27 protein-coding genes are annotated in these 26,113 nt (G+C 42.0%); 11 read left to right on the top strand and 16 right to left on the bottom strand.

Features of this window, described 5'->3' with window-relative positions; translation table 11 throughout:
• Window position 1: 1 nt before the first annotated feature.
• From L2740_RS08650 to rpsB, 6 genes are all read right to left on the bottom strand, one after another.
• On the bottom strand, window positions 2–859 hold the full coding sequence (locus tag L2740_RS08650) for a phosphatidate cytidylyltransferase (protein WP_248949657.1): 858 nt from the start codon (window positions 857–859) through the stop codon (window positions 2–4).
• Window positions 860–879: 20 nt separating this feature from the next.
• The gene (gene uppS / locus L2740_RS08645; protein ID WP_248469578.1) at window positions 880–1,680 is read right to left on the bottom strand and encodes a polyprenyl diphosphate synthase; all 801 of its coding nucleotides are present in this window, start codon (window positions 1,678–1,680) and stop codon (window positions 880–882) included.
• 251 nt (window positions 1,681–1,931) lie between these two features.
• Window positions 1,932–2,489, bottom strand: coding sequence for a ribosome recycling factor (frr, locus tag L2740_RS08640; RefSeq protein ID WP_248469579.1), 558 nt, complete (start codon window positions 2,487–2,489; stop codon window positions 1,932–1,934).
• A 32-nt stretch (window positions 2,490–2,521) separates the two neighbouring features.
• Complete coding sequence (pyrH, locus tag L2740_RS08635) at window positions 2,522–3,250, bottom strand: UMP kinase (RefSeq protein ID WP_248469580.1); 729 nt, start codon at window positions 3,248–3,250, stop codon at window positions 2,522–2,524.
• A gap of 144 nt (window positions 3,251–3,394) precedes the next feature.
• Window positions 3,395–4,246 (bottom strand): translation elongation factor Ts, encoded by an 852-nt coding sequence (gene tsf / locus L2740_RS08630; RefSeq protein WP_248469581.1) that lies wholly within the window; start codon window positions 4,244–4,246, stop codon window positions 3,395–3,397.
• Window positions 4,247–4,379: 133 nt separating this feature from the next.
• Window positions 4,380–5,108, bottom strand: coding sequence for a 30S ribosomal protein S2 (rpsB, locus tag L2740_RS08625; protein WP_028768063.1), 729 nt, complete (start codon window positions 5,106–5,108; stop codon window positions 4,380–4,382).
• A 292-nt stretch (window positions 5,109–5,400) separates the two neighbouring features.
• Here rpsB and map point away from each other — a divergent pair, with 292 nt between their 5' ends.
• The 4 genes from map (at window position 5,401) to L2740_RS08605 (ending at window position 10,463) form a co-directional block, all read left to right on the top strand.
• The gene (gene map, locus L2740_RS08620) at window positions 5,401–6,201 is read left to right on the top strand and encodes a type I methionyl aminopeptidase (RefSeq protein ID WP_248469582.1); all 801 of its coding nucleotides are present in this window, start codon (window positions 5,401–5,403) and stop codon (window positions 6,199–6,201) included.
• Between the two features lie 258 nt (window positions 6,202–6,459).
• Entirely contained in the window at window positions 6,460–9,015 is a 2,556-nt protein-coding gene (gene glnD / locus L2740_RS08615; RefSeq protein ID WP_248949656.1) for a bifunctional uridylyltransferase/uridylyl-removing protein GlnD, read from the top strand.
• 34 nt (window positions 9,016–9,049) lie between these two features.
• A complete protein-coding gene (gene dapD / locus L2740_RS08610; protein ID WP_248469584.1) occupies window positions 9,050–9,874 on the top strand; it encodes a 2,3,4,5-tetrahydropyridine-2,6-dicarboxylate N-succinyltransferase in 825 nt (274 codons plus the stop codon).
• Between the two features lie 247 nt (window positions 9,875–10,121).
• Window positions 10,122–10,463: a DUF3718 domain-containing protein gene (locus tag L2740_RS08605; protein ID WP_248949654.1), complete on the top strand. Its 342-nt coding sequence runs from the start codon at window positions 10,122–10,124 to the stop codon at window positions 10,461–10,463.
• Between the two features lie 161 nt (window positions 10,464–10,624).
• Here L2740_RS08605 and purU read toward each other — a convergent pair whose 3' ends face one another.
• The 4 genes from purU to L2740_RS08585 all read right to left on the bottom strand — a co-directional run bounded on the left by purU (window position 10,625) and on the right by L2740_RS08585 (window position 14,178).
• Entirely contained in the window at window positions 10,625–11,458 is an 834-nt protein-coding gene (purU, locus tag L2740_RS08600) for a formyltetrahydrofolate deformylase (RefSeq protein ID WP_248949652.1), read from the bottom strand.
• Between the two features lie 362 nt (window positions 11,459–11,820).
• Window positions 11,821–12,285 (bottom strand): flavodoxin, encoded by a 465-nt coding sequence (locus tag L2740_RS08595; RefSeq protein ID WP_248949650.1) that lies wholly within the window; start codon window positions 12,283–12,285, stop codon window positions 11,821–11,823.
• A 689-nt stretch (window positions 12,286–12,974) separates the two neighbouring features.
• Window positions 12,975–13,835 carry a tRNA pseudouridine(65) synthase TruC gene (gene truC / locus L2740_RS08590; protein ID WP_248949648.1) on the bottom strand — a complete coding sequence of 287 codons (861 nt, stop codon included), beginning with the start codon at window positions 13,833–13,835 and terminating at the stop codon, window positions 12,975–12,977.
• 25 nt (window positions 13,836–13,860) lie between these two features.
• Window positions 13,861–14,178, bottom strand: a complete 318-nt coding sequence (locus L2740_RS08585; protein WP_248949646.1) for a YqcC family protein — start codon at window positions 14,176–14,178, stop codon at window positions 13,861–13,863.
• A gap of 124 nt (window positions 14,179–14,302) precedes the next feature.
• On the opposite strand from L2740_RS08585, the gene L2740_RS08580 reads away from it, so the two are divergent.
• Both L2740_RS08580 and L2740_RS08575 read left to right on the top strand, forming a co-directional pair.
• Window positions 14,303–15,316, top strand: coding sequence for a DUF3549 family protein (locus L2740_RS08580; protein ID WP_248949644.1), 1,014 nt, complete (start codon window positions 14,303–14,305; stop codon window positions 15,314–15,316).
• The gene (locus tag L2740_RS08575) at window positions 15,313–15,708 is read left to right on the top strand and encodes a DUF3301 domain-containing protein (RefSeq protein ID WP_248949642.1); all 396 of its coding nucleotides are present in this window, start codon (window positions 15,313–15,315) and stop codon (window positions 15,706–15,708) included. The genes L2740_RS08580 and L2740_RS08575 overlap by 4 nt, the downstream gene beginning before the upstream one ends.
• A 1,267-nt stretch (window positions 15,709–16,975) precedes the next feature.
• Here the strand turns inward: L2740_RS08575 and L2740_RS08570 are convergent.
• A complete protein-coding gene (locus L2740_RS08570) occupies window positions 16,976–17,275 on the bottom strand; it encodes an Mpo1-like protein (RefSeq protein WP_248949640.1) in 300 nt (99 codons plus the stop codon).
• Window positions 17,268–17,906, bottom strand: coding sequence for a GNAT family N-acetyltransferase (locus L2740_RS08565; RefSeq protein ID WP_248949639.1), 639 nt, complete (start codon window positions 17,904–17,906; stop codon window positions 17,268–17,270). Before L2740_RS08565 ends, L2740_RS08570 begins: the two co-directional genes overlap by 8 nt.
• A 284-nt stretch (window positions 17,907–18,190) precedes the next feature.
• Between L2740_RS08565 and L2740_RS08560 the strand changes: the two genes are divergently transcribed.
• The gene (locus L2740_RS08560) at window positions 18,191–18,424 is read left to right on the top strand and encodes a DUF2789 domain-containing protein (RefSeq protein WP_248949638.1); all 234 of its coding nucleotides are present in this window, start codon (window positions 18,191–18,193) and stop codon (window positions 18,422–18,424) included.
• Window positions 18,425–18,441: 17 nt separating this feature from the next.
• Here L2740_RS08560 and L2740_RS08555 read toward each other — a convergent pair whose 3' ends face one another.
• Window positions 18,442–18,813: a DUF3192 domain-containing protein gene (locus tag L2740_RS08555; RefSeq protein ID WP_248949637.1), complete on the bottom strand. Its 372-nt coding sequence runs from the start codon at window positions 18,811–18,813 to the stop codon at window positions 18,442–18,444.
• Between the two features lie 156 nt (window positions 18,814–18,969).
• Here L2740_RS08555 and L2740_RS08550 point away from each other — a divergent pair, with 156 nt between their 5' ends.
• On the top strand, window positions 18,970–19,335 hold the full coding sequence (locus tag L2740_RS08550; protein ID WP_248949636.1) for a DNA-binding protein: 366 nt from the start codon (window positions 18,970–18,972) through the stop codon (window positions 19,333–19,335).
• Window positions 19,326–20,099, top strand: coding sequence for a Zn-ribbon-containing protein (locus tag L2740_RS08545; protein ID WP_248949635.1), 774 nt, complete (start codon window positions 19,326–19,328; stop codon window positions 20,097–20,099). The genes L2740_RS08550 and L2740_RS08545 overlap by 10 nt, the downstream gene beginning before the upstream one ends.
• Window positions 20,100–20,207: 108 nt before the next feature.
• Here the strand turns inward: L2740_RS08545 and syd are convergent, their stop codons facing one another.
• Window positions 20,208–20,849 (bottom strand): SecY-interacting protein, encoded by a 642-nt coding sequence (gene syd / locus L2740_RS08540; protein ID WP_248949634.1) that lies wholly within the window; start codon window positions 20,847–20,849, stop codon window positions 20,208–20,210.
• Window positions 20,850–20,908: 59 nt separating this feature from the next.
• Between syd and queF the strand changes: the two genes are divergently transcribed.
• Window positions 20,909–21,766: an NADPH-dependent 7-cyano-7-deazaguanine reductase QueF gene (queF, locus tag L2740_RS08535; RefSeq protein ID WP_248949703.1), complete on the top strand. Its 858-nt coding sequence runs from the start codon at window positions 20,909–20,911 to the stop codon at window positions 21,764–21,766.
• 73 nt (window positions 21,767–21,839) lie between these two features.
• Here queF and L2740_RS08530 read toward each other — a convergent pair whose 3' ends face one another.
• Window positions 21,840–22,766 carry a LysR family transcriptional regulator gene (locus L2740_RS08530; RefSeq protein ID WP_248949633.1) on the bottom strand — a complete coding sequence of 309 codons (927 nt, stop codon included), beginning with the start codon at window positions 22,764–22,766 and terminating at the stop codon, window positions 21,840–21,842.
• Window positions 22,767–23,057: 291 nt separating this feature from the next.
• On the opposite strand from L2740_RS08530, the gene L2740_RS08525 reads away from it, so the two are divergent.
• Entirely contained in the window at window positions 23,058–25,043 is a 1,986-nt protein-coding gene (locus L2740_RS08525; RefSeq protein WP_248949631.1) for an alkyl/aryl-sulfatase, read from the top strand.
• 76 nt (window positions 25,044–25,119) lie between these two features.
• Here the strand turns inward: L2740_RS08525 and pfaE are convergent, their stop codons facing one another.
• Complete coding sequence (gene pfaE, locus L2740_RS08520) at window positions 25,120–26,109, bottom strand: eicosapentaenoate biosynthesis 4'-phosphopantetheinyl transferase PfaE (protein WP_420833516.1); 990 nt, start codon at window positions 26,107–26,109, stop codon at window positions 25,120–25,122.
• Between the last annotated feature and the right edge of the window lie 4 nt (window positions 26,110–26,113).

Raw genomic sequence — 26,113 nt, 5'->3', positions numbered from 1 at the left:
GTTACATCCAAAAAGCTATATAGATTAATGTGAATACTGGTAACGCTGCCGTTAAACTATCGATTCTATCTAACACGCCGCCATGGCCTGGTAAAATAGTGCCTGAATCTTTAATTTTAGCTACACGTTTAAACATACTTTCAGATAAATCACCGACTGCCGATGCTAAAGCAGTAAACAAAGTAACCGCAATCAACAGACCAACCTCTTGCTCTGGTGAAACATACATAACACCTGCAACAATGATCATAGTCGTTAATAGGCCGCCCAATAAACCTTCGATGGTTTTAGCAGGGCTAACGTTCGGCATCAATTTGCGCTTACCGAATGTTTTGCCGGCAAAGTAAGCACCTGAATCTGTCGCCCAAACCACTAACATAACTAAAAATACCAAGGTTGCACCATAATATGGCGAGCCTTGTGTACCAAGAGCCTTAAGTGATAATAAAGAAACAAAGCATGGGATAAGTGTCAGCTGACCAAACATCGACTTGAGCATATGGCTTTTTTCCCAAAAGCTTGCGCTCTTAGGGAAAGATAACACCATGATGAATGAAAGGAACCACCAGAAGCCCCCGATGATGATTACCGCTAAAAAGATAGGATGCATCACGCCGCGCGACCAAATTTCATCGGCAGGCACTAACAGGTTAAGTGCGGTGAGCAACACACCAATAGTCACAGTGAAACTCCATTGTGTCATTTCACATCGACTATCGATAATACGCCCCCACTCCTTAGCGGCAATTAAAAATACTCCCAATAGTGCCCAAGAAAAATACTCAGTCGGTAAACCGAAAATGGCACCAAAAACTAAGGGGATTAACCATATTGCTGTTATTATTCGTTGTTTTAGCAAAAAACTTCCCTCACTAATTATTACAAAGAGCGGATGGTATCGATTTGAGTTCCAGTTAAACCAAATCGACGTTGGCGATTTGCAAAAATAGCAATCGCATCTTTAAACGCATCCTCATCAAAATCCGGCCATAAGGTGTCAGTAAAGACTAACTCAGCATATGCTGCCTGCCATAAAACAAAATTGCTGATGCGATAATCTCCGCCAGTGCGGATCATTAAATCGACTTCAGCTTGATTTTGCATGCATAAATGTTCGCTTAAGGCTTCTTCAGTAAACTGAGCACTGCTCATTTCACCTGATTCAACTTTAGCAGCGAGTTGTTGCGCAGCTTGCATGATGTCCCAACGGCCACCATAGTTTGCTGCCACATTTAGCACTAAATCATTATTGTCTGCCGTTTTTTCTTCTGCTGCCGCAATCTGCTTTTGCAAGCGCGGCGAAAATCGGCTGGTATCACCGATAATATTGAGGCGAACCCCATTTTTGTGTAGCAGCTTAAGTTCGCGCTGCAATACAGTAAAAAACAATTCCATTAACAAGCTGACTTCTTTGTCAGGTCTGCGCCAATTTTCACTCGAAAACGCAAACAAGGTTAATGATTCAACACCCAAATTTCGGGCAGTACTAACCGCTCGTCTCACAGCCTTAACGCCGGCCTTATGACCCATTACGCGAGGTTTTCCCTGAGCCTGTGCCCAACGTCCGTTACCATCCATAATGATAGCGACATGTTTAGGGATCGACTGTTTCACCAAGGTAGATATTTCACTTGGTAACGCCTGCACTGCTTCAGTATCAGACTGGGAATCGATTGACATCTATTACAACCCTTAAAAATAGACAAACGCCGTGTAGTATAACTCTACACGGCGTCTGAACTCTAGGGCATGTTGTCCATTCAAGTTTAATTTTTGTTCGAGCTCTTCGCTTTTGTTCCAAGGCGTGAGCTGTGAGGCTTTATACCCGTAGCGAAAATATCGCCAATTCTCATAAAAATATAGAAACGAGTATCAAGCCTGTTCAATAATAACTCAAATAATCAACTGTGCCCTATGCTGAGAAATTCTACTTAGAACTCCATCAGCTCCTTTTCTTTTGCAGCTAATACTTCATCAACTAGCTTGATGTGTGCATCAGTAAGCTTTTGCACTTCATCTTCACTGCGACGAACGTCATCTTCAGTACACTCTTTTTCTTTCTCTAGCTCTTTAACGCTTGAGTTAGCATCACGACGTACGTTACGAATTGCAATACGACCGTTTTCAGCTTCTGCGCGTACAACTTTGATAAGGTCTTTACGACGCTCTTCTGTTAGTGCTGGCAATGGAATACGAATAGTCGCACCCGCTGACATTGGGTTAAGACCTAGATCAGAACTCATGATCGCTTTTTCAACTGCAGCAATCATAGTACGGTCAAATACTGATACAGTTAAAGTACGTGCATCACCAATAGATACACTTGCAACTTGCTTAAGCGGAGTCAGCGAACCGTAGTAAGGTACTTGGATGGTATCCAATAAGCTTGGGTGTGCACGGCCTGTACGAACTTTAGCCATTTGAGTTTTTGTTGACTCAACACACTTGTCCATACGAGTTTGCGCATCGCTCTTAATTTCGTTTATCACGTTATATGTCCTTTTAAGTCACTAAATATAGCTTAATCAGCTTTAATCATTGTGCCTTCTTGCTCGCCCATGATTACGCGGCGCAGTGCGCCTGGCTTATTCATGTTAAATACTAGCAATGGCATATTATGGTCTCTGGCCAAAGTGAATGCGGCCAAATCCATTACTTTCAATTCTTTGTCGAGTACTTCATTGTACCCCATAACATCATACTTGACGGCTTCAGGATTCTTAAATGGATCATCTGAATAAACACCATCAACTTTTGTGCCTTTAATCACAACTTCTGCTTCAATCTCAATACCACGTAAACACGCAGCAGAGTCAGTCGTACAGAATGGGTTACCTGTACCAGCAGCAAAAATAACAACACGGCCAGATTTTAGCAAACTAATTGCTTCAGCCCAGTTGTAGTCATCACACACGCCTTTTAGCGGAATAGCTGACATCAAACGTGCATTAACATATGCACGGTGCAATGAATCACGCATTGCCAAACCGTTCATCACAGTCGCCAACATGCCCATGTGGTCGCCCACAACGCGGTTCATGCCTGCTTCTGCTAGGCCTTCACCTCTGAACAAGTTACCACCGCCAATGACAACACCCACTTGAATACCTAGCTCTACTAGCTCTTTGATCTCCTGTCCCATACGATCAAGCACTTTAGGATCGATGCCGAAGCCTTCTTCACCCATTAGGGCTTCACCACTTAATTTTAAAAGAACACGACGAAATGCAGGTTTAGGATTGGTACTCATATTTATTAGTCCTGATTATGGCGATAGGGAGTAGTACACTTAACAAGTTGGTTCGAACTTAATCTAGTCAAACAAAAACCTGTTGAGTAAATACGATAAGACCGCAGCAATTGCTACGGTCTTATGTTTGCTAAATAAAGGAGATTAACCTTTATTTGTAGCAGCGATTTGTGCAGCTACTTCAGCAGCAAAATCTTCTTCTTTTCTTTCAATACCTTCACCAACTTCTAAACGGATGAAGTTAGTTACTGAAGCGCCTTTCTCTTTAAGAATTTCGCCAACAGTTTTCTTTGGTTCCATGATGAAAGCTTGACCAGTAAGAGAAACCTCACCAGTGAACTTCTTCATACGACCAATAACCATCTTCTCAGCGATTTCAGCAGGCTTGCCTTCGTTCATCGCGATTTCGATTTGAAGTGCTTTTTCTTTCTCAACAACTTCAGCAGGAACGTCAGATGGGTTAACGTATTCAGGCTTAGAAGCAGCAACGTGCATAGCAACGTGCTTTAGAGTCTCTTCATCAGCTTCACCAGCAACAACAACACCGATACGCTCGCCGTGACGGTATTCAGCTAGGTTTGCACCATCGATGTACTCAACACGACGTACGTTGATGTTTTCACCGATTTTAGCAACTAGAGCAACACGAGTTTCTTCAAACTGCTCTTTAAGTGCTTCGATAGTAACTTTTGATGCAGCAGCAACGTCTAGTACTTCGTTAGCGAAAGCTAGGAAGTTAGAATCTTTTGCTACGAAGTCAGTTTGGCAGTTAACTTCTAATAGAGCAGCGTAACCTTCGCCTTTCTTGATTAGAATTGTGCCTTCTGCTGCGATGTTACCTGCTTTTTTAGCAGCCTTAGCAGCACCGCTCTTACGCATGTTATCAATCGCTAGCTCGATGTCACCGTTAGTTTCAGTCAGTGCTTTTTTACAGTCCATCATGCCCGCGCCAGTGCGGTCACGAAGTTCTTTAACTTGGGCAGCAGTAATTGCCATTGCTAAATCCTCTACAGATAATTCTTCAAATTCAATAGATATAGAGCAGGGGCTAGTCACTTTAAGTCACTTCGCCCCTGCTCACCAATCATATACCTTGGTCAATAAGGGTGATGAAATTCATCAACCGATATTATTCAGCTTCTACGAAACCGTCCTGCTCAGCTTGAACAGCTAGGTCTTGACCACGGCCAGCTTTTGCAGCAGCAGCAACAGACTGAGTGTAAAGACGGATAGAACGCATAGCGTCATCATTACCAGGAATGATGTAGTTGATACCGTCTGGAGAAGAGTTTGTATCAACAACAGCAACAACAGGAATACCTAGGTTGTTAGCTTCTTTAATAGCGATATGCTCGTGGTCAGCACCGATAACGAAAATTACGTCTGGTAGGCCAGCCATGTTCTTGATACCACCTAGAGATTTCTCTAGCTTCTCAAGTTCACGAGTACGCATTAGCGCTTCTTTCTTAGTCAGCTTGTCGAAAGTACCGTCTACAGACTGGCTTTCAAGGTCTTTTAGACGCTTGATTGATTGACGAACTGTTTTCCAGTTAGTCAACATACCACCTAACCAACGGTGATCAACGTAGTACTGGTCACAAGAAACAGCAGCTTCTTTGATAGCTTCGCTTGCAGCACGCTTAGTACCAACAAAAAGAACTTTACCTTTCTTAGATGCAACGTTGCTGATGAAAGCAAGTGCTTCGTTGAACATTGGTACAGTGTGCTCTAGGTTGATGATGTGTACACCGTTACGAGCGCCGAAGATGAATGGCTTCATCTTTGGGTTCCAGTAACGAGTCTGGTGACCGAAGTGAACACCGGCTTGTAGCATGTCGCGCATTGAAACTGTAGTCATTTTATTTACCTTAAAAATGGGGGTTAGACCTCCACATATCCCATATCTTCGACCCGATTATGGGCACCCCGAAGAACGTGTCGATATGTGTGTGATTTAGTATTTTTCAATAGCCATGTATAATGGCCGCCATCTTAACTCGGACGAATCACTTAAAGTGATAACGACAAGAGTCAAACATAACGGCGCGCTTTATACCATAATATGAAAAAAAGCACAAATATTTACGTCGTTTTTCATGCATAATCGTCACATTGAAAGACGACAATTTAAAGACTAAGAGACAGCAGAGATGAGTATAGTAATTAAGACAGCAGAAGAGATCGAAAAAATGCGTGCGGCGGGTAAACTCGCAGCACAAGTGCTCGAGATGATTGCTCCACATGTGGTTGCTGGTGTTACCACTAATGAATTAAACGATATTTGTGCCAAGTTCACCGAAGAAAACGGCGCGATTTCTGCCCCGCTTGATTACCATGGCTTTCCTAAATCAATTTGTACATCAATTAATGACGTTATTTGTCACGGGATCCCAGAAGATCGTCCATTAGTTGATGGCGATATCGTCAATATCGACATCACTGTCATCAAAGATGGCTACCATGGCGACACCTCTAAAATGTTCCTTATTGGCAATGTAAGCCCTAAAGACACTCGTCTATGCCGCATTGCACAAGAGGCATTATATGCCAGCGTTAAGAAAGTGCGCCCAGGTATGAAGCTAGGTGAAATCGGTACCCTTATTGAGAAGTTCGTTAAATCGAAGAAAACCGGCCTTGAAAAATACAGCATTGTAACCGACTACTGCGGTCACGGTATTGGCGCTGGCTTCCATGAAGAACCACAAGTAATGCATTACAAAAATAATGACAAAACAGTTTTGCGCCCAGGTATGTGCTTTACCATCGAGCCAATGATTAACGCTGGCCGCCACACCAGTGTGTTAGATAAAAAAGATAACTGGACTGTAACCACTGCCGATGGCAAGAACTCAGCACAGTGGGAACACACTTTACTTGTGACACAAACCGGTGTTGAAGTGCTGACCTTACGCGAAGAAGAAACCGACTTACCACGTGTAATTAATCACTAACAACATTTACCTGATTTAAGTGTAAAAGGCGTGCTTAGGCACGCCTTTTTATTTTCCGTTACAAATTTAAATGACATTCGCTGTACTTAGTAAAATCTCATTAATTTATGTTCAATTAGGCAGCAAAGTCTGCACCAAAATAAAGCAAGTTAAATAATTCCACATTAACTGATGATTTATCACCATAAAGCGCTTTAAATTAGCATTTATTGCATAGATAATCGTTGCCAATGGATCCGCTCTCGAAAAAGAGATTTGATGAATAGTGCTCAGTCAGCCAAACAAGCGTTAATCGAATTAAACCAAACGATATTTGATAGCTTTAATGCTAAATCAGATGTTCGTTCGATAGTGAGCACTCGCTGCCAACATGTCGATAAACTATTACAGCAGCAATGGTACGCCCATAATCTTGACCAATATCCTATTGCCTTAGTTGCAGTTGGTGGATATGGCCGAGGCGAACTTCATCCACAATCTGATGTTGATCTTTTATTCCTCACCGAAGCCGAACTTTCAACAGATGCAGAACAAGCATTAAGCGCCTTTATCGCTTTTATTTGGGATGCAGGTCTTGAAGTTGGCCATAGTGTTCGCTCTATTGAGCAAACTCTTGAGCAAGGTCGAGCCGATATCACTGTTGCCACCAATTTGCTTGAATCACGATTACTTTGTGGGCCACAAGCACTCTTTACGCTACTTTACCGCAATATCCGCCAAGAAGATTTTTGGCCGAGTAGTGAGTTTTATGTTGCCAAGAAAAATGAACAAAGAGCTCGCCACAGCAAAGCCAGTGCCTTCGACTTAGAACCTAATTTAAAAAGCTGTCCCGGTGGCCTACGCGATATTCAAACCGTCGCTTGGGTTGCTATGCGCCACTTTAATGCAGAAAAGCTTGAGGAGCTTGTCCACCACGGATTTTTGCAGCCCATTGAGCTCGATGAGTTAATGGAAGCGCAAAACTTTTTATGGCAATTGCGCTGCTCGTTACACCTGATCTCTGGTCGTGACGAAAACCGTTTACTGTTTGATTTACAGCCGCAAGTTGCCAAACTAATGGGCTATGAAGACGGTACTCAGCTGGCTGTTGAGCAGATGATGAAAAACTATTACCGCACCGTTAGGCGGGTAATGGAGCTCAATCAGATGTTATTGCAACTGTTTAAGCGTGCTACCTTAGGCCAGAGTAAAGCACTTGATATAGTTGCAATTGATGAACACTTTCAGCGCCGTGGAAAGTTTATTGAAAGCCTGAGTAACGATCTGTTTGATAATCCAGAAAACATACTTAAGCTATTTTTGTGGGTAGCAAAAAACTCCAACATCCAAGCTGTATATGCCGCAACGCTGCGCAGTTTACGCCGTGCTCGGCGCGCACAACCACAAGCGCTGATGTACCATGAATCATGCCGTAAGCTGTTTATGGAGATTTTACGTCATCCACGTGGAATAGCAGCCTTGTCGTTAATGCACAAACACGGCGTACTATCGGCTTATCTGCCAGCATGGCGTGCCATTGAAGGTCAAATGCAATTCGACCTTTTCCACGCTTACACCGTTGATGAGCACACTCATCGCTTGTTACTAAATATCGAGCGCTTTGCCCAACCGGAGCAAAAAGAAGAGTTTCCTTTAGGGTCAGTGCTTATTAATCAGCTACCTAAAAAAGGTTTGCTGGTACTGGGTGCTATTTTCCATGATATTGCTAAAGGTCGCGGCGGCGATCACAGTAAACTCGGTGCGACTGACGCACTGGAGTTTTGTAAGCTGCATGGTATGAACGATCACGACGGCCGCTTAGTCAGTTGGCTCGTTGAAAATCATTTAGTGATGTCGGTCACCGCTCAGCGACGTGACATCTCTGATCCTGATGTAGTTGCTGATTTTGCAGAACGTGTGCGTGATGCCGTGCATTTAAGTTACTTATACTGCTTAACTGTTGCAGATATCTGCGCTACCAATGAGCGAACCTGGAACAACTGGAAAGGCTCATTATTACGAGATCTGTACTTTTCGACCCAAAGAGTACTGGCAAGGGGCAAAGAAAAACCGATTGATATCCGTGCCCGTGTTCGAGAGCATCAAGCCAAAGCTAAAAAAGAGCTATTACGCCGCGGTATTAAAGAAAAAGATTTAGATGCGCTATGGCTGCGCTTTAAGGCTGATTATTTTTTACGTAACCAGCCAAATCAAATCGCTTGGCACGCCGAAGCCATAATCAAACATAAGCAAGATGAAACCTTAGTGCTTATTTCTAAACACGCCACTCGAGGCGGCACAGAGCTGTTTGTTTACGGCAAAGATAAGCCAAAACTATTTGCCAGCGTAATGGCCATTTTAGATAACAAGAACATTACTGTGCATGATGCCAGCATCATGACCTCGAAGGATAACTACGCACTGGACTCTTTTGTCATTTTAGAACAAGATGGCCAACCAGTTACCCAGCTATCGCGGATCCAAGGGATCAAGAAAACGTTAATTAAAGCATTAAGTAATGAAACGCCTAAGTTGCCAAAGTTTAGAAATCTTTCAAGAAAGATGAAACCTTTTAAAGTTAGGACCCAAGTCAGTTTCCCTACTACCCGTAGCCATGGTAAAAGTATGATGGAGCTAATTGCTCTTGATTCACCAGGTCTGCTAGCAAGAGTGGGCGAAGTGCTCTATCGCTGCGAAATAACCTTACTTGCAGCAAAGATCACCACCATAGGTGAGAGAGCCGAAGATTTCTTTTTGTTGCAGACCGCTGACGGTCAACAGTTAGACGAGCTGCAACAAAACAAGTTACGTGAAGCGCTCACGAGCGCTTTATAGATTTTATATTTAACAGGAATATTGGGAGAAGTTAATGGAGGCTTTACGCCAACGTATTGAGGCGGCTTTTGAAGCGCGCGCAGAAATCACTCCAGCAACAGTAGACGCTAGCGTACGTGCTGATGTAGAGAAAGCCATTGCAATGCTAGACACTGGCGAAGCCAGAGTCGCAGAGAAAATTAATGGTGAGTGGCATGTGCACCAATGGTTAAAGAAAGCAGTTCTGCTTTCATTCCGTATTTTCGATAACCAAGTTGTCGATGGTGCAGAAACCAAATACTTCGACAAAGTACCAATGAAATTTGCTGACTACGATGAAGCGCGCTTCCGTAAAGAAGCAATCCGTGTAGTACCACCAGCAGCAGTGCGTAAAGGTTCATTCATCGGTAAGAACACGGTACTAATGCCATCTTACGTTAATCTAGGTGCATACGTTGATGAAGGCTCTATGGTTGACACATGGGCAACTGTAGGTTCTTGTGCACAGATTGGTAAGAACGTTCACCTTTCTGGCGGCGTTGGCATTGGTGGCGTACTAGAGCCATTACAAGCTGGCCCAACAATTATTGAAGACAACTGCTTTATTGGCGCACGTTCTGAAATCGTTGAAGGCGTGATTGTTGAAGAAGGCTCAGTGATCTCTATGGGCGTTTACATTGGCCAAAGCACACGTATTTTTGACCGTGAAACCGGTGAAATTCATTACGGCCGTGTTCCTGCAGGCTCAGTAGTGGTAGCTGGTAACTTGCCATCTAAGTGTGGCACTTACAGCTTATACGCTGCAATCATCGTTAAGAAAGTTGACGAAAAAACCCGTGGCAAAGTGGGTATCAACGAGCTGTTACGTATCGTCGACTAATAGTCTGACGTATTTTATCAAATTACGGATTTAACCGTACCAAGATAAGACACAGCAATCACTCAAAATCCCGCATTTATGCGGGATTTTTGTTGGTATTTATTCACAATTGACACACTTTGTAACCCACAGACATACTCTGCTCCACTCTCAATATTTTGATACAAGTCTTAAGCTTTTCTTCAAACAATTCTCGTTAATTGCACTTAACTCATGCATGAACCCCAATGTAATGCAGGAGCAAAATATGATTAAAACAATCGTTTTGGCAGGAGCCGCCCTAGCAAATTCATTTACTGCTACCGCTGCGATGTCTCCTCAAATCGAGCAAACCTTAGTGCAGGTTTGTAAAGCTGGTGCAAGTAACAATGTCTTCAAGTTTAATCGCACCATGAAGGACTATCGCATTAATAAAAGCCGCGTGTTTCCGCGTTTAGTGTGTAACGGTGAAAGCTTCTATAACTTTGCAGTCAATGCTGGTGCCGATAAAACGGCTAGAAAAATCGCCCCCTATAATCAAGGAACTGTGACCATTAAAGATCTTGCTATGCAGGATTCCGATACAGAGCTATATGTGGTGAATTACTAGTCTCTAACACGTACCTTTAAATTTTAAGCATTGAAAAAGAGGCCTTGGCCTCTTTTATGTCATTCACTAGTAAAGCTGAACTAAAAACCAAACATATAGCGTTAGGTCATTAAACTGATGACCGCTATAACCAAAGTTTTAGCCCTTAGAAAAGCTCTATATCAAAACACCACCGTTTTATTACCGTAAACAATAACATCTTCATTAATAACCAAGTGTAATGCTTTACTCAGTACACTTTTTTCCACATCACGACCACAGCGTGCAAGTTCGTCGGCACTATAACTATGATCAACAGGGATAACATCCTGTTTGATAATCGGTCCTTCATCTAAAGAATTTGTGACAAAGTGCGCCGTGGCGCCAATGATTTTAACGCCTCTTTCCCAAGCTTGTTTGTAGGGTGCAGCACCTATAAACGCGGGTAAAAAAGAATGATGAATATTGATAATTTGGCTAGGATATTGAATAACAAACTCGGGAGTCAGTACCCGCATAAACTTAGCCAGTACGATATAATCGGGTGCATACTCAGCAATGCGTTCAAGTATCATAGCTTCATGTTCACTGCGATTTAAATCTTGATGGCTAACATAATGAAAAGGTATATCAAACTTTTCAACCAAAGGTTGCAAAACCTGGTGATTACCAATGACTGCGGCAATTTCAACATCAAGGGCACCAGAGTAGGACTTAATTAAAATATCACCTAAGCAATGGGCTTCCTTCGTTACCATGATAACTACGCGCTTTTTACCTGCGTCGACTAAACGAGTACGATTTTTTTGAGGTAAAACAGCTTGCAGCTCAGCCAATAATGAGGTGGAAAATGTTTCGCCCTCAAGCTCTGTACGCATAAAAAAGCGACCTTGAGCGTTATCTACAAACTCGCTGTTTTTAATAATATTAAGGCCATTAGAAAAACATACGCCTGTTATTTTTGTGATCAGCCCCGGAGCGTCCGCACAATCAATAATTAATACTTTTCTTTGCATAATCCCCTCAAGCATTTAGTCCATGGTATCCACTTATAATCAAGCTACCTTGAGATAAATTGAGATTCAATGACACAGGGAGATTAACTACATTTGTGTTTGACTAGCTGAAGATTATGGAATTATCCCTAAAGATATTTATCAAATTGGGAATGGTTTAAAAAATGAGTTAATGATATTTGTGCTTACCCACTTCGACCTCAACATAACGCACTGGAGTGTATGGCTACTATGAGTATGTGTAAAATTCTAAATAATCTAGTTAGAAACTAGGCTACTGATAACTTCTGCAGCGGTTTGAGGGCTGAAAATGAAAAACGCGACCAATAAGTCGCGTTTAAGTGGGCTTTACCACATACTAATTATGCAGCCCGCTCGTTACTAATCTGTTCAATCCAACTTGGTAACCATGCAAGTGCTTCGACCTCTGGCTCCATAGTTTCTCCGGCGTCAATTTTCAAAAAGTCACCTAAGCGTTTAGCACCTAACTCTTCAAAAAGCGCCAAAAATTGCTCGCTTGCCCCACAAAAAGTCTCGTAACTTGAATCACCTAAACCAATCAGCCCAAACTTCAGTTCTGGAATATAGGGTGCTTTTGACTGCATTTCATAAAACCAAGGCTGAATATCATCTGGAATGTCACCTTGTCCAGTTGTTGAGCAGATAATTAATAGCAGTTCATTTTCTGCTGGAATAAAGCCGCTAAGCTGGTCTGGCTGGTGAAGAATGGCTTCAAAACCTGCATCTACTAATCCCTGCTGTAAACTCTCAGCGACAAACTGCGCACCACCATAAACTGTTCCAAAAACTAGATTCACTTTTTCCATGTTTTACTTCGCCTAAAAGCCATTTAGTTATATCCTTAACATACTGTATCAGTGAACATTGCTGCAAGCTTTGTGGCGATAATAAAGTGACCGCTAGAAGGACAGACACAATGAAGCATTCTTGTCGACAAAGGCACCGCAAACACCTACAACGCAGTGCTCATATCCGCAGAATGTGCTATTTCAACACTGTACAGTGTTTTAAATCCAGTCAAAGCGCACTTAGTATCGATAGTGCAAATTCGAGTCATTCTCATAATATTCAATATCTTTCGAGCAAACCTAAGCCAGTAAAATAGGTCATCATTTGTAACCTACATCAGCTTAAGGCCTGGATTTTAAAAGCTGGGCTTTAAGTCGCAGCCTTTAATACCAATCAGTATAAATATTTGGTCGAACAGCGACAATTTCGCGGCTTTGCGGCAAGGTCATTTAGTGCTCCTCGGTAACTGCTCCTGCGTTGAATAACTTCAAAAGGAGGAGCTATTCTTTCGGTTATTCACCTTGAATTAGTTTGCTTAAGACTAAATACACAAAAGCCGCGACATTAGCTTAATGTCACGGCTTCTCTATTTACAGCTTACTGCCTGATTCTGCTTTTACTAAACTTAAGTTCAAGCTAATCCGAGTTCAAACGAATCCGAGCTCGAGCTAAGCCTAAGCCGTAAGTAAATGCTGTTTGAAGATAGTTAAGCAAGCTCTAGCGATATTTTATCTGTCGCCAATTGCTCATCTTGCCACCCAAGCCCGACGAATAAATCTAACCACTCTTGCTCAAGCTCTGTTTCAACAGTCATGCGCTCTCCCGTTCTCGGGTGATTAAAGCTTAACTTCTTAGCAATTAACCATAAGCGGTTAACACCAAAGTGCGTGCGGAAAAATTTGTTCTGTTTACCGTCACCATGAGTCGTATCGCCAAGAATCGGGTGACGTAAATGCGCCATATGCCGTCTAAGTTGATGTTTGCGACCAGTATGCGGAGATAGGTGTACTAAGCCATAACGACTTGTTGCATATCGCCCTGACGGAAAAGGAATTTCACTATTTAATAGTGGTTTATAAGATGTCACAGCATCTTGAGCCGCTTTGTTTGGATCTACATCTTTATCGCCCAGTTCGTCGAGCTCTTCTTTCAGTGGGTAATCTAGTGTCGCAGCTTCATGCATATTACCGCGAACAAGTGCAAGATACTCTTTATCTACTGTGTGCGCTGCAAATTGCTCGCAAAGTACATTTGCCATTTCACTACTCTTAGCGAACAGCAAAATGCCCGATGTTGGACGATCTAAGCGATGCACAGGGAACACATGACAGCCAACAAGATCTCGGGTTAATTGCATTGCAAAAAAACGCTCACGACGTGCAAGATAGCTACGATGCACTAACAGACCTGCCGGTTTGTGGATGACCACAATATCATCATCTTCAAACAACACTTCAATATGCGGGGCTATCTCTTGCTCTTCTTCGGCCACAGCCTCCACTAAAGGCGCTTGCTCAAGCAAGGCTTCCTCTGCTTGTTTACTGATGCTTTGGGTTATATCACTCATTGAAAACTCTCTTGTAAGCCTGTAATTACGCCTTACTAACTAGCCGATCTAGCTCTGTAAGAATAGAAATAAGATAGCGATAATCAGTTTGATCCGCCCAAACATGTTCAGCCATTGGTGCAATATTCATTGCAGTAGGTAGTGGCATATTGTTATCTAAAATCTGATGCATTCTGGGTAAAAATATAAACTGTAACCACTGCTCAAACGGCATAACATCACAGGCGAAAGGCGTTGTACTTGCTAGTGCTCGCTCGCTTGGCGGTGTGTCACTTAATAAGCCTTGCTTACCTAGCTCAACTTCTAAAGCTAGCAACTTGTCTTTTGCTTTTACAGCTATCAAACTGCCCTCTCTTGCTGTGGTTTACAGCCACTATTTTTGGCGCCGCAAAATTAACGCGCGATGATACCATCTCAGCTGACTTATCCCTATAATATGCGCTAATTTTCCTACACTCGATAACGATATGACACAGATAACGACCCTAAGCGACTTTTTAAAAACTGCTAATACTCAATTCCAAGTTTATGACATGGGGCGTCGAGTACAACATATCGATATGATGGCTTTTCATCAGATAGAAGAATTGCATTGCCCTTACCCATCTCCTATTCAAGGCCATGCGCAGTTTGCAATTGTGTTTTGGGATGCCAGCCAACAGCACTATATTTGGTTTATCAAACTGCCCCTAGATGAGCGTGGATTATTATCCCCAGCACCTCGCATCCAGTTTATTAAGATGATTGTTGAGGCTCTCGGTCGCGATCCCACTCAACCTCTAACTGAGCAGCAACAAGAACAGATGGCTAACCACCCGTTTAACTTTAAACCGACTCAAGAAAAACTCGCGGTATTTAATGCGCTGGTAAGAAAGCAATTAGCGCAAAAAGCCTCACCTCAGTATGAGTTTGCTTATCAGTACTTGTCAGGACAGCATCCAAGCAACCAATGGCAAAACATTGGTTTACAGGGTATTGCAGATGTTTGCGTAAGAAGTCAGCAACTAGATCATCAAAATATTCTAGTTAATGGCTTTGATAATTGGGCGTTAGAAGTAAAAATTGCCGTTTGTCAGTGTTTAGAACATTTAAACATTGAAGATGCTCTGGCCGTAAAGGTACTCAATCAAATGCAAATTGCTGAATCTAACCACAAACCATATTTTTTACGTGGGTTAGCATCTCAAACAAAGTCGAGCCAGCAAGCGATTGCTGAGTTAAATGCTGCGGATCAGTTAACAGAAGAGATGTTAATTACTATTGCAGCACGTAACTGGTCTGCCCTAAAAGATGAGCAAACTCTCACTATCTACTTAGAAGCCTTAGCAAAACAACCGCAGCACTTCTTTAACCAGATTTTTGCTGATATTGTGGCTATTCCATTAATTCGCACTCAGCTACTTGGCCAACTGCGAAACCCCAATCGCAGCGCAGAGCTTGCAGCTGCTATTGGCGGATTGTTCAAGGTAACGAAAGGATGATGACAGATTTTTTGATAATTGCCGGAGTGATAATGATCGCTGCATTTTTTTGGCAATTAAGACAAATGGCAGAACTAAGTCGAGTATTCACTAACAAAGAGTGTAAAAAGCAAAAAGTACAATTGCTTGCTATTGCTCAAGAATCGGCAAAACCTAGCTTAGGTGGCAGTAGCGGCCTGACTTGGAAAGTAAAGTATCTGTTTGAATTCAGCACCGACGGTATCAATCAATATCGTGGTAGCCTCTGGATGCACGGTAAAAAGATCCAAAGAATCCAATGGCCTATCTTCCCAGAGCCTGAATGGCACGAAGCACCTGAAGCGAAAGGGTCTGTTGGTGGCGGATGTGGCGGACGCTCACGCGGTAACTGCAGTTCTGGTGGCTGCAAGTAAGATCCAAGCAAGTATGTCAGCAAAAACCGGCATACTGACAGCACGTAAGCCAGAATTAAAAGCAATCAGTAATGCTAAAATTAAGCCCCTTAAAGAAGTAAAGGCACGGCCCCCAAGGGGTCGTGCCTTTCCTATTATTGCGTAAGCTCATCCAGCTATATGAGTGCTCCCTGCACCATCCATGCGTAACTTTGCTCCTGCATCTTCCTTGTCCACTGCTTCCTTGTACTTAACAGTACGAATCCATTCTCTCGATAATCCATTTATCAAGCATACTCAACCCTGAGCGTGTCCGACGTCATCCTTGAGCGTCCTTTCGATTACTATCCTTAGTATGTACCTTCCTAGGTAACATCGTCCATCCTGGATTGTTAGGCCATCCTATGGTGCTTTGGCAATCAATCCTTAATCGCCTTCCTTGATTTTCATCCTTATAAGTGCCAATCCATCGACACTGCGTTTATCCATAAACCTTATTACTTCCTAATGCGCTTCCTAGCACAACTAAATAATAAGCTAAAACATCCATCTAAATGCTTGCCAAAACATTTATTTAACATGCAAAATTTAATTAATTACAGCAACAACAAACCATAAGCTACTGTAAATATTAAATATAAATTAATTTAAGCAGAAAAAACGCAAACTTTTAGTATAAATTTCTCACGAGCTTGTAGGAGATCTCTCACAAACATGCGAGCAATTAAACTCGGCCAAGCTTAACATATAGAAAGGGCGCACTTAATGGTGCGCCCTCGGTACTACTTTATTTTAGCTTTCCCGCTATATATACGCGATCCCTGCATCATCCTTGGTTAACTTGCTTCCTGCATCTTCCCTGTAACTCCATGTATATCCTTGTACTTACGTACTGAATCCTTTCATTAGCTTATCCTAAGCTAAACTCCTCATCCTGAGGTTGTCCTTATTGCATCCTGCAAATCATTTTCAGCTAATCTTCGCTTTTATCCTTAAAGCGCTTAGATGAAAACAATCTTACCTTTTACAAGAAATAGATATAAACCAAATCCTTTCAGCGACTATCTATTTCTGGTTCCCAGTTTACCGATTAGCAAACTTTTATTTAGAGAAAATATGAGCAATACAATAAAGCAACAAAAAGCCAACAATGAAATATCAACGCAACAATTTGATAAATAAGGAGTAAGTACAGGTATACAGTTCTAACTTGCTAGACTCCTTATTAATATCCCACAGCAAGGTAAGAGATCTCTTACAAAGAAACTATCTCAATGTGAATTTAACCTTAATTCCGTTTAATTACGGCCTGATAGAGCATCACCCAATCAGCCATAAAACTGTAAAGTGGGTACTCAAAGGTGGCTGGGCGATTCTTCTCAAATACAAAGTGCCCAACCCAAGCAAATCCATATCCGATAACAGGTAAAAGTAGCAATAAACCCCAGCGCTGAGTTAGTAATACATAAGCGAATAATAGGATCACTAAACTACTGCCGAAATAGTGTAATATTCGACAGTTTCTATGCTGATGTTGAGATAAATAAAAAGGGTAAAATTCAGCAAAAGAACGATAGCGCTTACTCATTACTCACACCTCGGTAAAAAAGCAACTCGCCATTAACTTGGCCAATCGTCAGTTGTTCTATCGTCTCAAAGTTATGCCGACTAAATAACTCTATATGTGCATTATGATTAGCAAAAACTCCGATACCATCAAGATGAAGTTGTTCATCACACCAACTCAAAACTGCGTCGATAAGCTTACTGCCATAGCCCTTGCCTTGCTCCACATTTGCGATAGCAATAAACTGTAAAATGCCACATTGGCCACTTGGTAAGCTCTCTATAATCTGATTTTCTTTGTTAATAAGTGCCTGAGTTGAATACCAACCAGTACTTAACAACATCTTTAAACGCCAATGCCAAAAACGCGCTTCACCTAAGGGAACCTGCTGAGTCACTATGCAGGCTACGCCTATCAATCTATCCCCAACGAACATACCAATAAGTGCTTGCTCCTGTTGCCAGAGCTCATTGAGTTCTTCTCGAATAGCCCCGCGAAGCTTTTGCTCATACTGCGCTTGATCACCACTAAAAAGTGTTTCGATAAAAAAGGGATCATCATGATAGGCGTTATAGAGAATAGAGGCTGCTATGCGTAAATCTTCTGCCGTGAGATAAACTGCACGACACTCTTCCATGGCTTGATCTTCCATTGTTATTGTCCTTGACCTTGATCACACAACACCAATGTAACAAGACTGTATAGAAGTGCAATTAATAATCAATTCGTGCATTAAGCAGGTCAGCATTTCTTTGCTAAACAAGCTTTATTGGCTTTGACAAAACTTTGCCTAGACTTTAACGATAGAAATCATAATGAAAGAGAAAAGCTACAACCTAGAGGGGAATAATCAAACAACTGCTAAGATCTAGATAATGTAATAAACACCGAGTTTATCGACCATACTTAGATAGAGTCATAGCAACGAGAATAGTTATGGATACAACGCCGCAAGATCTATCACACCTGTTTTTACAGCTAGGATTAGCAAATGATCAACCCGCAATTGAACAGTTTATCAATGACCATCAATTAGCGGACAATATATTGCTACATCAAGCAAGCTTTTGGAGCCCATCGCAAAAGCACTTCTTAATTGAGTCATTTAATGAAGATGCCCAGTGGACCGAAGTCATCGACCACTTAGACACCTTATTAAGAAAAAACTAACCATTACAACAGCAACTTTAAATTTTGCCGTAAGCCATCTCCCCCCACCCCACAACAGCGTTGTTGCTTATGACCACTGGAGTACATTCGTCTTTAGTCGTTTTACCATCACCATGGGTACGTTGAGTGCGATAAAAAAGCACATAAACTTCTTTATCGGCCTGAATATAGGCTTCGTTAAAATCAGCTGTTCCCATTAAAGTAACCACTTGCTCTTTACTCATGCCTAGAGATATCTTTGTCAAATTGTCACGGTTTTTATCTTGAGTTTTCTCCCAAGCACCGTGATTATCCCAGTCAGATTCCCCATCACCAACATTGACCACACAGCCCGTTAGCCCTAAGCTTGCAATCCCAAAACATGCTAAACCTAATAATTTATTTTTCATTTTAACTTCCTGTTATGACATTATTTTTGCTTAGAAGAAAAGCAACTTACATGCCAAAACACAAGCTGTTGTTTTAAATGACTTTATTTATTATTAGCCTTTTAGGATATGCCTAGAGCAATAATAATTACCAATGTTTAAGGAATTTGACTAACTATGAGTCCGATTGAGCAAGTGCTAACAGCTGCTAAAAAAATCAATGAACAAGGTAGAGAACCAACATTAGCATTGATTAAAACCAAACTTGGTAATAGCATCCCAATGCGCGAGTTAATCCAAGGTTTGCAACAGTTTAAGTCTATGAGTGCAGAAGAAAGACAAGCAATACCTAGCAGCTTAGCAACAGCAAAAGAAACTCAATATGGTCAATCAAGCTTATCTCAATCTGAACAAGCTGATAGGATCCTCCAGCTAGAAAACGCCCTCAATGAATTAAGAAACGAATTTAATGGGCTAAAAAGTCAATTTGATAACTTACAACAAAACCTGATGAATAAAGAGCCTGACACCAAATGCATGTAATTGAACTACGATTTGAATGTTTTGATAACACCACGATTACTGCAGCAGAAAAAGCCATTAATGGTTTGCTTGAAGCTTATCGAGCCAATGGCCAGGTTCTAGGTCGTGAATTTGCCGTTGCATTTAACGATGGTGAGTTTAAAGCACGCATGTTAACCCCAGAAAAAAGCAGCTTATCTAAACGCTTTAATAGTCCTTGGGTAAATAGTGCACTCGAAGAGCTAACCGAAGCCAAATTGCTTGCGCCACGTGAAAAGTATATTGGCCAAGATATTAATTCTGAAGCATCTAGCCAAGACACACCAAGTTGGCAGCTACTTTACACAAGTTATGTGCACATGTGCTCACCACTAAGAAATGGCGACACCTTGCAGCCTATTCCACTGTATCAAATTCCAGCAACTGCCAACGGCGATCATAAACGAATGATCCGTTGGCAAACAGAATGGCAAGCTTGTGATGAATTGCAAATGGCCGCAGCTACTAAAGCTGAATTTGCCGCACTTGAAGAGCTAACCAGTCATCAGAGTGATCTATTTAGGCGTGGTTGGGACTTACGTGGCAGAGTCGAATACTTGACGAAAATTCCGACCTATTACTATTTATACCGTGTTGGCGGTGAAAGCTTAGCAGTAGAAAAGCAGCGCTCTTGTCCTAAGTGTGGCAGTCAAGAATGGCTGCTCGATAAACCATTATTGGATATGTTCCATTTTCGCTGTGACACCTGCCGCATCGTATCTAATATCTCTTGGGACCATTTATAACTCTTCCGAGTCTTATCACACTAGAGTTTAGTCAGCATAAAAATGGCGCTTATATTTCAATTAAAAGAAATATAAGCGCCATTTTCATCGATACTATATATCAGCAGACTATTTTCCGCGTAAATTAGCCCACATTAATTTCATTCTTTGCCAGATCCCTGGATGATCTAGTTGTGGCATCGACTCTTCAATAGGTTTAACCGCAGGTGTAACCCTTGGAGTCAATTCGTTTATAAACTCGTTTAAACTGTCACTTAATTTAACGCTTTGTACTTCACCTGGAATTTCAATCCATACGCTGCCATCACTATTATTAACCGTCAACATTTTATCTTCATCATCAAGAATACCAATAAACCAAGTCGGCTCTTGCTTAAGCTTTCTCTTCATCATTAAATGACCAATGATGTTTTGTTGTAAGTATTCAAAATCAGTTTGATCCCACACTTGGATTAGCTCACCTTGGCCCCATTGTGAGTCAAAAAATAGCGGTGCAGAAAAATGACTGCCAAAAAATGGATTAATTTCTGCAGATAATGTCATTTCAAGTGCTGTTTCAACATTAGCAAATTCACCAGGTTGTTGACGTACAACCGATTGCCAAAACACTGCGCCATCGGAGCCCGCTTCGGCGACAACACACTCAGACTTTTGTCCTTGCGCATAATATCTTGGCTGTTCACCAAGCTTATCCATGTAGGCTTGTTGATATTTAGATAAAAAAAGATCTAAAGCAGGTAAAGAAGACACTTAAGCCAGTTCCAAAATCAGTTATAATAGGGGTCTATTTTGACATGGAAACCGTATTGATGACACAACATCATGATCCCTACAGTAACGCCCCCGAACTTTCTGAATTAACTTTAGGAAAGTCGACCGGTTATCAAGAGCAGTATGATGCATCTTTACTACAAGGCGTGCCGCGTAAATTAAACCGTGATGCTATCGGTCTAACCAATGAGCTACCTTTTCATGGCTGTGATATTTGGACTGGCTACGAACTGTCTTGGCTAAATGCTAAAGGCAAGCCAATGATTGCTATTGCAGACTTTAACCTAAGTTTTGATAGTAAAAATCTGATCGAGTCTAAGTCGTTTAAGCTGTATTTAAACAGCTATAACCAAACACGATTTGATAGCGTTCAAGCGGTTCAAGAACGTTTAACTGAAGACTTAAGCGCCTGTGCCCAAGGCACAGTTACGGTAAAAGTGATTGAACCTAAGCAATTTAACCACCTGAGAGTGGTTGATATGCCAGGTACCTGCATTGACGATTTAGATATTGAAGTTGATGACTATAGCTTTAACTCTGACTATCTCACCGACAGTGTTGATGACAAAGTCATGGTTGCTGAAACGCTAACGTCAAACTTATTGAAATCAAACTGCCTAATCACTTCTCAGCCTGACTGGGGTACAGTGATGATCCGTTATCAAGGGCCTAAGATAGACCGTGAAAAGCTACTTAGATATCTGATTTCATTTAGACAGCACAATGAATTTCATGAGCAGTGTGTTGAGCGTATATTTGTTGATTTAAAGCACTATTGCCAATGTGCCAAACTTACTGTCTATGCACGTTATACCCGCCGTGGTGGTTTAGATATCAACCCATATCGTAGCGACTTTGAAAACCCTGCAGAAAATCAGCGCCTAGCGAGACAGTAATTGATTGCAGTACCTACAAAAAACAATGCCTATAAGCCAAGCTTATGGGCATTTTTATATTATCAACTTGTCATCAAACCTCAGCCGCCAAGCCTTTTAGTTTTATCGCTAAATTAAGCCGCTCTCTCAGCCAAATATTTGCAGGATTTTGCTGTAATTTATGGCTCCACACCATGAAATACTCTATCGGCTCTACCGCAAAAGGTAAGTCAAATACCTGTAAGCCAAACAGCTTGGCATATTCGTCAGTGTGGGCTTTTGACGCGATAGCTAACGCATCACTTTTTGAGGCAACCGACATCATACTTAATATTGATGATTGCTCGCTGTGCATTTGCCTTGCCGGTAACACCTGTTTAGTCAGCAAGTCGGCAACACTTAAATTGTAGCGGCGCATCTTAAAAATAATATGCTTTTCATTAAAGTATTGCTCTTGCGTCAACCCACCTTGGATCCTTGGGTGAGCATTTCGTGCCACACAAACTAATTTATCCTGCATTACTTTTTGACTCTTAAATGCCGCAGATTCTGGCAGCCAAATATCTAAGGCTAAATCCACCTTTTCTAGTTGTAGGTCCATCTGCAACTCTTCTTCAATGAGCGGCGGCTCACGAAATACAATATTAATTGCAGTGCCCTGTAACACTTGCTCAATTTGATCTTGCAAGAGTTGTATTGCCGACTCGCTGGCATACACATAAAAAGTTCGCTCACTTGAAGTGGGGTCAAATGCTTCAAAGCTAGTCGCAACTTGCTCAATTGTTGACATAGCGCCCGCGAGCTGTTGATAAAGCGTCATCGCACTTGCGGTAGGTTTAACTCCCCTACCCACTCGAGTAAACAACTCTTCTCCAACAATACTTTTTAGCCTCGAAATCGCATTACTAACCGACGACTGAGTCAAATCCAGCTCTTCTGCCGCCCGGCTAAAAGATGAGGTGCGATACACCGCAGTAAAAACGCGAAATAAATTAAGATCAAAAGCTTTTTGCTGCGACATAAATCAGCTATCTCCTTATCCTTATCCTTATCCTTATAAAAAGTTAGCTCCAGAGCACTCTAGCTCAAAAACAACTCAGCGTATTAAGCCAATATTTTGGGAACTCAATTAATATTCATAATAAAAGTATTCATAATATAAATACCAAGTCATAATTTAGCCCTAATTATTAATCAATTCAAGTTACCTATACTGGCCTCAATTAAGCAAATGTCTCATCAGTCTCCCTGCAACTAAATGCAATATTGAGACATAAAGCTTTGAACTGATTCAATCTTACGAGGGTAACTTATGAAACAGACTCTAATGGCTATCTCAATCATGTCGCTTTTTTCATTCAATGCGCTAGCAGCGCAACATGAACATGACCACATCACTGTTGATTACGAAGGGAAAGCCGCAACAGAACACACCATAGCTCACAACCAAGCTGTAGCTAAAACACTTAACTTTGCCGACACGCGTGCATTTGAGCAATCGTCTAAAAATCTAGTCGCCAAGTTTGATAAAGCAACTGCCGATATATTACGTGCCGAATTTGCTTTTATTAGCGATGAAATCCCTGACTCGGTTAACCCGTCTCTCTACCGTCAGGCTCAGCTTAATATGGTGCCTAATGGTCTGTATAAAGTGAGCGATGGCATTTACCAGGTCCGCGGTACCGACTTATCTAACCTTACACTTATCCGCAGTGATAACGGTTGGATAGCATACGATGTTTTGTTAACCAAAGAAGCAGCAAAAGCCTCACTACAATTTGCGTTAAAGAATCTACCTAAAGATGGCGATTTACCCGTTGTTGCGATGATTTACTCCCATAGCCATGCGGACCACTTTGGCGGAGCTCGCGGTGTTCAAGAGATGTTCCCTGATGTCAAAGTCTACGGCTCAGATAACATCACTAAAGAAATTGTCGATGAGAACGTACTTGCCGGTAACGCCATGAGCCGCCGCGCAGCTTATCAATACGGCGCAACACTGGGCAAACATGACCACGGTATTGTTGATGCTGCGCTAGGTAAAGGTCTATCAAAAGGTGAAATCACTTACGTCGCCCCAGACTACACCTTAAACAGTGAAGGCAAATGGGAAACGCTGACGATTGATGGTCTAGAGATGGTGTTTATGGATGCCTCGGGCACCGAAGCTGAGTCAGAAATGATCACTTATATTCCCTCTAAAAAAGCGCTCTGGACGGCGGAGCTTACCTATCAAGGTATGCACAACATTTATACGCTGCGCGGCGCTAAAGTACGTGATGCGCTCAAGTGGTCAAAAGATATCAACGAAATGATCAATGCCTTTGGTCAAGATGTCGAAGTGCTGTTTGCCTCGCACTCTGCGCCAGTGTGGGGTAACCAAGCGATCAACGATTTCTTACGCCTACAGCGTGATAACTACGGCCTAGTGCACAATCAAACCTTGAGACTTGCCAACGATGGTGTCGGTATACAAGATATTGGCGATGCGATTCAAGACACGATTCCAGAGTCTATCTACAAGACGTGGCATACCAATGGTTACCACGGCACTTATAGCCATAACGCTAAAGCGGTTTATAACAAGTATCTAGGCTACTTCGATATGAACCCAGCCAACCTTAATCCGCTGCCAACCAAGCAAGAATCTGCCAAGTTTGTCGAATACATGGGCGGCGCAGATGCCGCAATTAAGCGCGCTAAAGATGATTACGCTCAAGGTGAATACCGCTTTGTTGCAACGGCATTAAATAAGGTGGTGATGGCCGAGCCAGAAAATGACTCCGCTCGTCAATTGCTAGCCGATACCTATGAGCAACTTGGTTATCAAGCAGAAGGGGCTGGCTGGAGAAACATTTACTTAACTGGCGCACAAGAGCTACGAGTAGGTATTCAAGCTGGCGCGCCTAAAACCGCATCGGCAGATGTCATCAGTGAAATGGACATGCCGACTCTATTTGACTTCCTCGCGGTGAAGATTGATAGTCAACAGGCGGCTAAGCACGGCTTAGTTAAGATGAATGTTATCACCCCTGATACTAAAGATATTCTCTATATTGAGCTAAGCAACGGTAACTTAAGCAACGCAGTGGTCGACAAAGAGCAAGCAGCTGACGCAAACCTTATGGTTAATAAAGCTGACGTTAACCGCATCTTACTTGGCCAAGTAACCCTAAAAGCGTTATTAGCCAGCGGCGATGCCAAGCTCACTGGTGATAAAACGGCATTTAGTAAAATAGCCGATAGCATGGTCGAGTTTACACCTGACTTCGAAATCGTACCAACGCCTGTTAAATGAGGCATTAATCTCAACAAGTGCAAGCTAGACATAAAAATGGGGCGATTAGACGCCCCATTTTTTATGCAATTTTGAACTAGCTAGTCTTAGCTGAAGCTCGAACAACAGCTTTAAAATTCACTTCTTCTGCTGCAATACTTATTTGCTGACACTGACCAATACTCAGTGCAAAACGATAACTATCATCAAGATGGCCCAGTAAACAATGCCAATTATCAGCAGCGTTCATTTGCTGTTCTTTAGCCTCAATCAAACCTAAACCAGACTTTTGTGGCTCAGCGTTAGGCTTATTAGAACTCGACTCTAGTAAAGCAAGACCAATATCTTGTTTTAACAAAACCTGTCGCTGATTAAGTTGATGCTCAACCTTGTGATCCGCAATAGCATCGGAAATATCAACACAATGGCTCAAGCTTTTAGGTGCATTAACTCCAAGAAAAGTTTCGCTCAGTGCAGAGAAGTCAAACGCAAAAGATTTTAGCGATAATGCCAGCCCAAGTCCTTTCGCTTTAATGTAAGACTCCTTGAGCGCCCACAAATCAAAAAAGCGGTCTCGCTGCAAGGCCTCTGGTAACGCTAACAAGGCTCGCTTTTCTGATTCAGAGAAATAATGACTAAGAATAGAGTGGATATTGGTGCTGTTACGGCAACGCTCAATGTCGACGCCAAACTCAATACTAGCAGAGTCAGTTTCCTCCTTGCTTGCCTGACTGGCGCCTTTATTATCAGCAGTGCAAATGCCTACTAATAGCCAATCTCCACTATGACTCACATTAAAGTGGACCCCGGTTTGAGCAAATTGCGCATCACTCAATCTAGGCTTACCTTTGTCGCCATATTCAAAGCGCCATTCATTGGGGCGTATTTCACTATGTTGTGACAATAAAGCGCGCAAATAGCCTCTTACCATTAAACCTTGAGTTTTAGCTTCTTGTTTAATGTAGCGATTAACCTTAATTAACTCATCTTCAGGCAGCCATGACTTAACCAACTCTGTAGTCTGGTTATCGCACTCTTGTATTGTTAACGGACAGAAGTATAAGGAAATCAATCGAGAAGTTAGCAATTTT

The sequence above is a fragment of the Shewanella pneumatophori genome (assembly GCF_023283895.1).
GTDB lineage: Bacteria > Pseudomonadota > Gammaproteobacteria > Enterobacterales > Shewanellaceae > Shewanella > Shewanella pneumatophori.
Note: the sequence above shows the minus strand (reverse complement) of the source record. Positions and strands in the feature narration are given on the sequence as shown.

What these genes read in the sequence shown, in the direction of transcription:
- uppS (WP_248469578.1), bottom strand. Translation starts at nt 1,680, where the DNA reads ATGTCAATCGATTCCCAGTCTGATACTGAAGCAGTGCAGGCGTTACCA.
- pyrH (WP_248469580.1), bottom strand. Translation starts at nt 3,250, where the DNA reads ATGAGTACCAATCCTAAACCTGCATTTCGTCGTGTTCTTTTAAAATTA.
- tsf (WP_248469581.1), bottom strand. Translation starts at nt 4,246, where the DNA reads ATGGCAATTACTGCTGCCCAAGTTAAAGAACTTCGTGACCGCACTGGC.
- rpsB (WP_028768063.1), bottom strand. Translation starts at nt 5,108, where the DNA reads ATGACTACAGTTTCAATGCGCGACATGCTACAAGCCGGTGTTCACTTC.
- map (WP_248469582.1), top strand. Translation starts at nt 5,401, where the DNA reads ATGAGTATAGTAATTAAGACAGCAGAAGAGATCGAAAAAATGCGTGCG.
- glnD (WP_248949656.1), top strand. Translation starts at nt 6,460, where the DNA reads ATGAATAGTGCTCAGTCAGCCAAACAAGCGTTAATCGAATTAAACCAA.
- dapD (WP_248469584.1), top strand. Translation starts at nt 9,050, where the DNA reads ATGGAGGCTTTACGCCAACGTATTGAGGCGGCTTTTGAAGCGCGCGCA.
- L2740_RS08605 (WP_248949654.1), top strand. Translation starts at nt 10,122, where the DNA reads ATGATTAAAACAATCGTTTTGGCAGGAGCCGCCCTAGCAAATTCATTT.
- purU (WP_248949652.1), bottom strand. Translation starts at nt 11,458, where the DNA reads ATGCAAAGAAAAGTATTAATTATTGATTGTGCGGACGCTCCGGGGCTG.
- L2740_RS08595 (WP_248949650.1), bottom strand. Translation starts at nt 12,285, where the DNA reads ATGGAAAAAGTGAATCTAGTTTTTGGAACAGTTTATGGTGGTGCGCAG.
- truC (WP_248949648.1), bottom strand. Translation starts at nt 13,835, where the DNA reads ATGAGTGATATAACCCAAAGCATCAGTAAACAAGCAGAGGAAGCCTTG.
- L2740_RS08580 (WP_248949644.1), top strand. Translation starts at nt 14,303, where the DNA reads ATGACACAGATAACGACCCTAAGCGACTTTTTAAAAACTGCTAATACT.
- L2740_RS08575 (WP_248949642.1), top strand. Translation starts at nt 15,313, where the DNA reads ATGATGACAGATTTTTTGATAATTGCCGGAGTGATAATGATCGCTGCA.
- L2740_RS08570 (WP_248949640.1), bottom strand. Translation starts at nt 17,275, where the DNA reads ATGAGTAAGCGCTATCGTTCTTTTGCTGAATTTTACCCTTTTTATTTA.
- L2740_RS08565 (WP_248949639.1), bottom strand. Translation starts at nt 17,906, where the DNA reads ATGGAAGATCAAGCCATGGAAGAGTGTCGTGCAGTTTATCTCACGGCA.
- L2740_RS08560 (WP_248949638.1), top strand. Translation starts at nt 18,191, where the DNA reads ATGGATACAACGCCGCAAGATCTATCACACCTGTTTTTACAGCTAGGA.
- L2740_RS08555 (WP_248949637.1), bottom strand. Translation starts at nt 18,813, where the DNA reads ATGAAAAATAAATTATTAGGTTTAGCATGTTTTGGGATTGCAAGCTTA.
- L2740_RS08550 (WP_248949636.1), top strand. Translation starts at nt 18,970, where the DNA reads ATGAGTCCGATTGAGCAAGTGCTAACAGCTGCTAAAAAAATCAATGAA.
- L2740_RS08545 (WP_248949635.1), top strand. Translation starts at nt 19,326, where the DNA reads ATGCATGTAATTGAACTACGATTTGAATGTTTTGATAACACCACGATT.
- queF (WP_248949703.1), top strand. Translation starts at nt 20,909, where the DNA reads ATGACACAACATCATGATCCCTACAGTAACGCCCCCGAACTTTCTGAA.
- L2740_RS08530 (WP_248949633.1), bottom strand. Translation starts at nt 22,766, where the DNA reads ATGTCGCAGCAAAAAGCTTTTGATCTTAATTTATTTCGCGTTTTTACT.
- L2740_RS08525 (WP_248949631.1), top strand. Translation starts at nt 23,058, where the DNA reads ATGAAACAGACTCTAATGGCTATCTCAATCATGTCGCTTTTTTCATTC.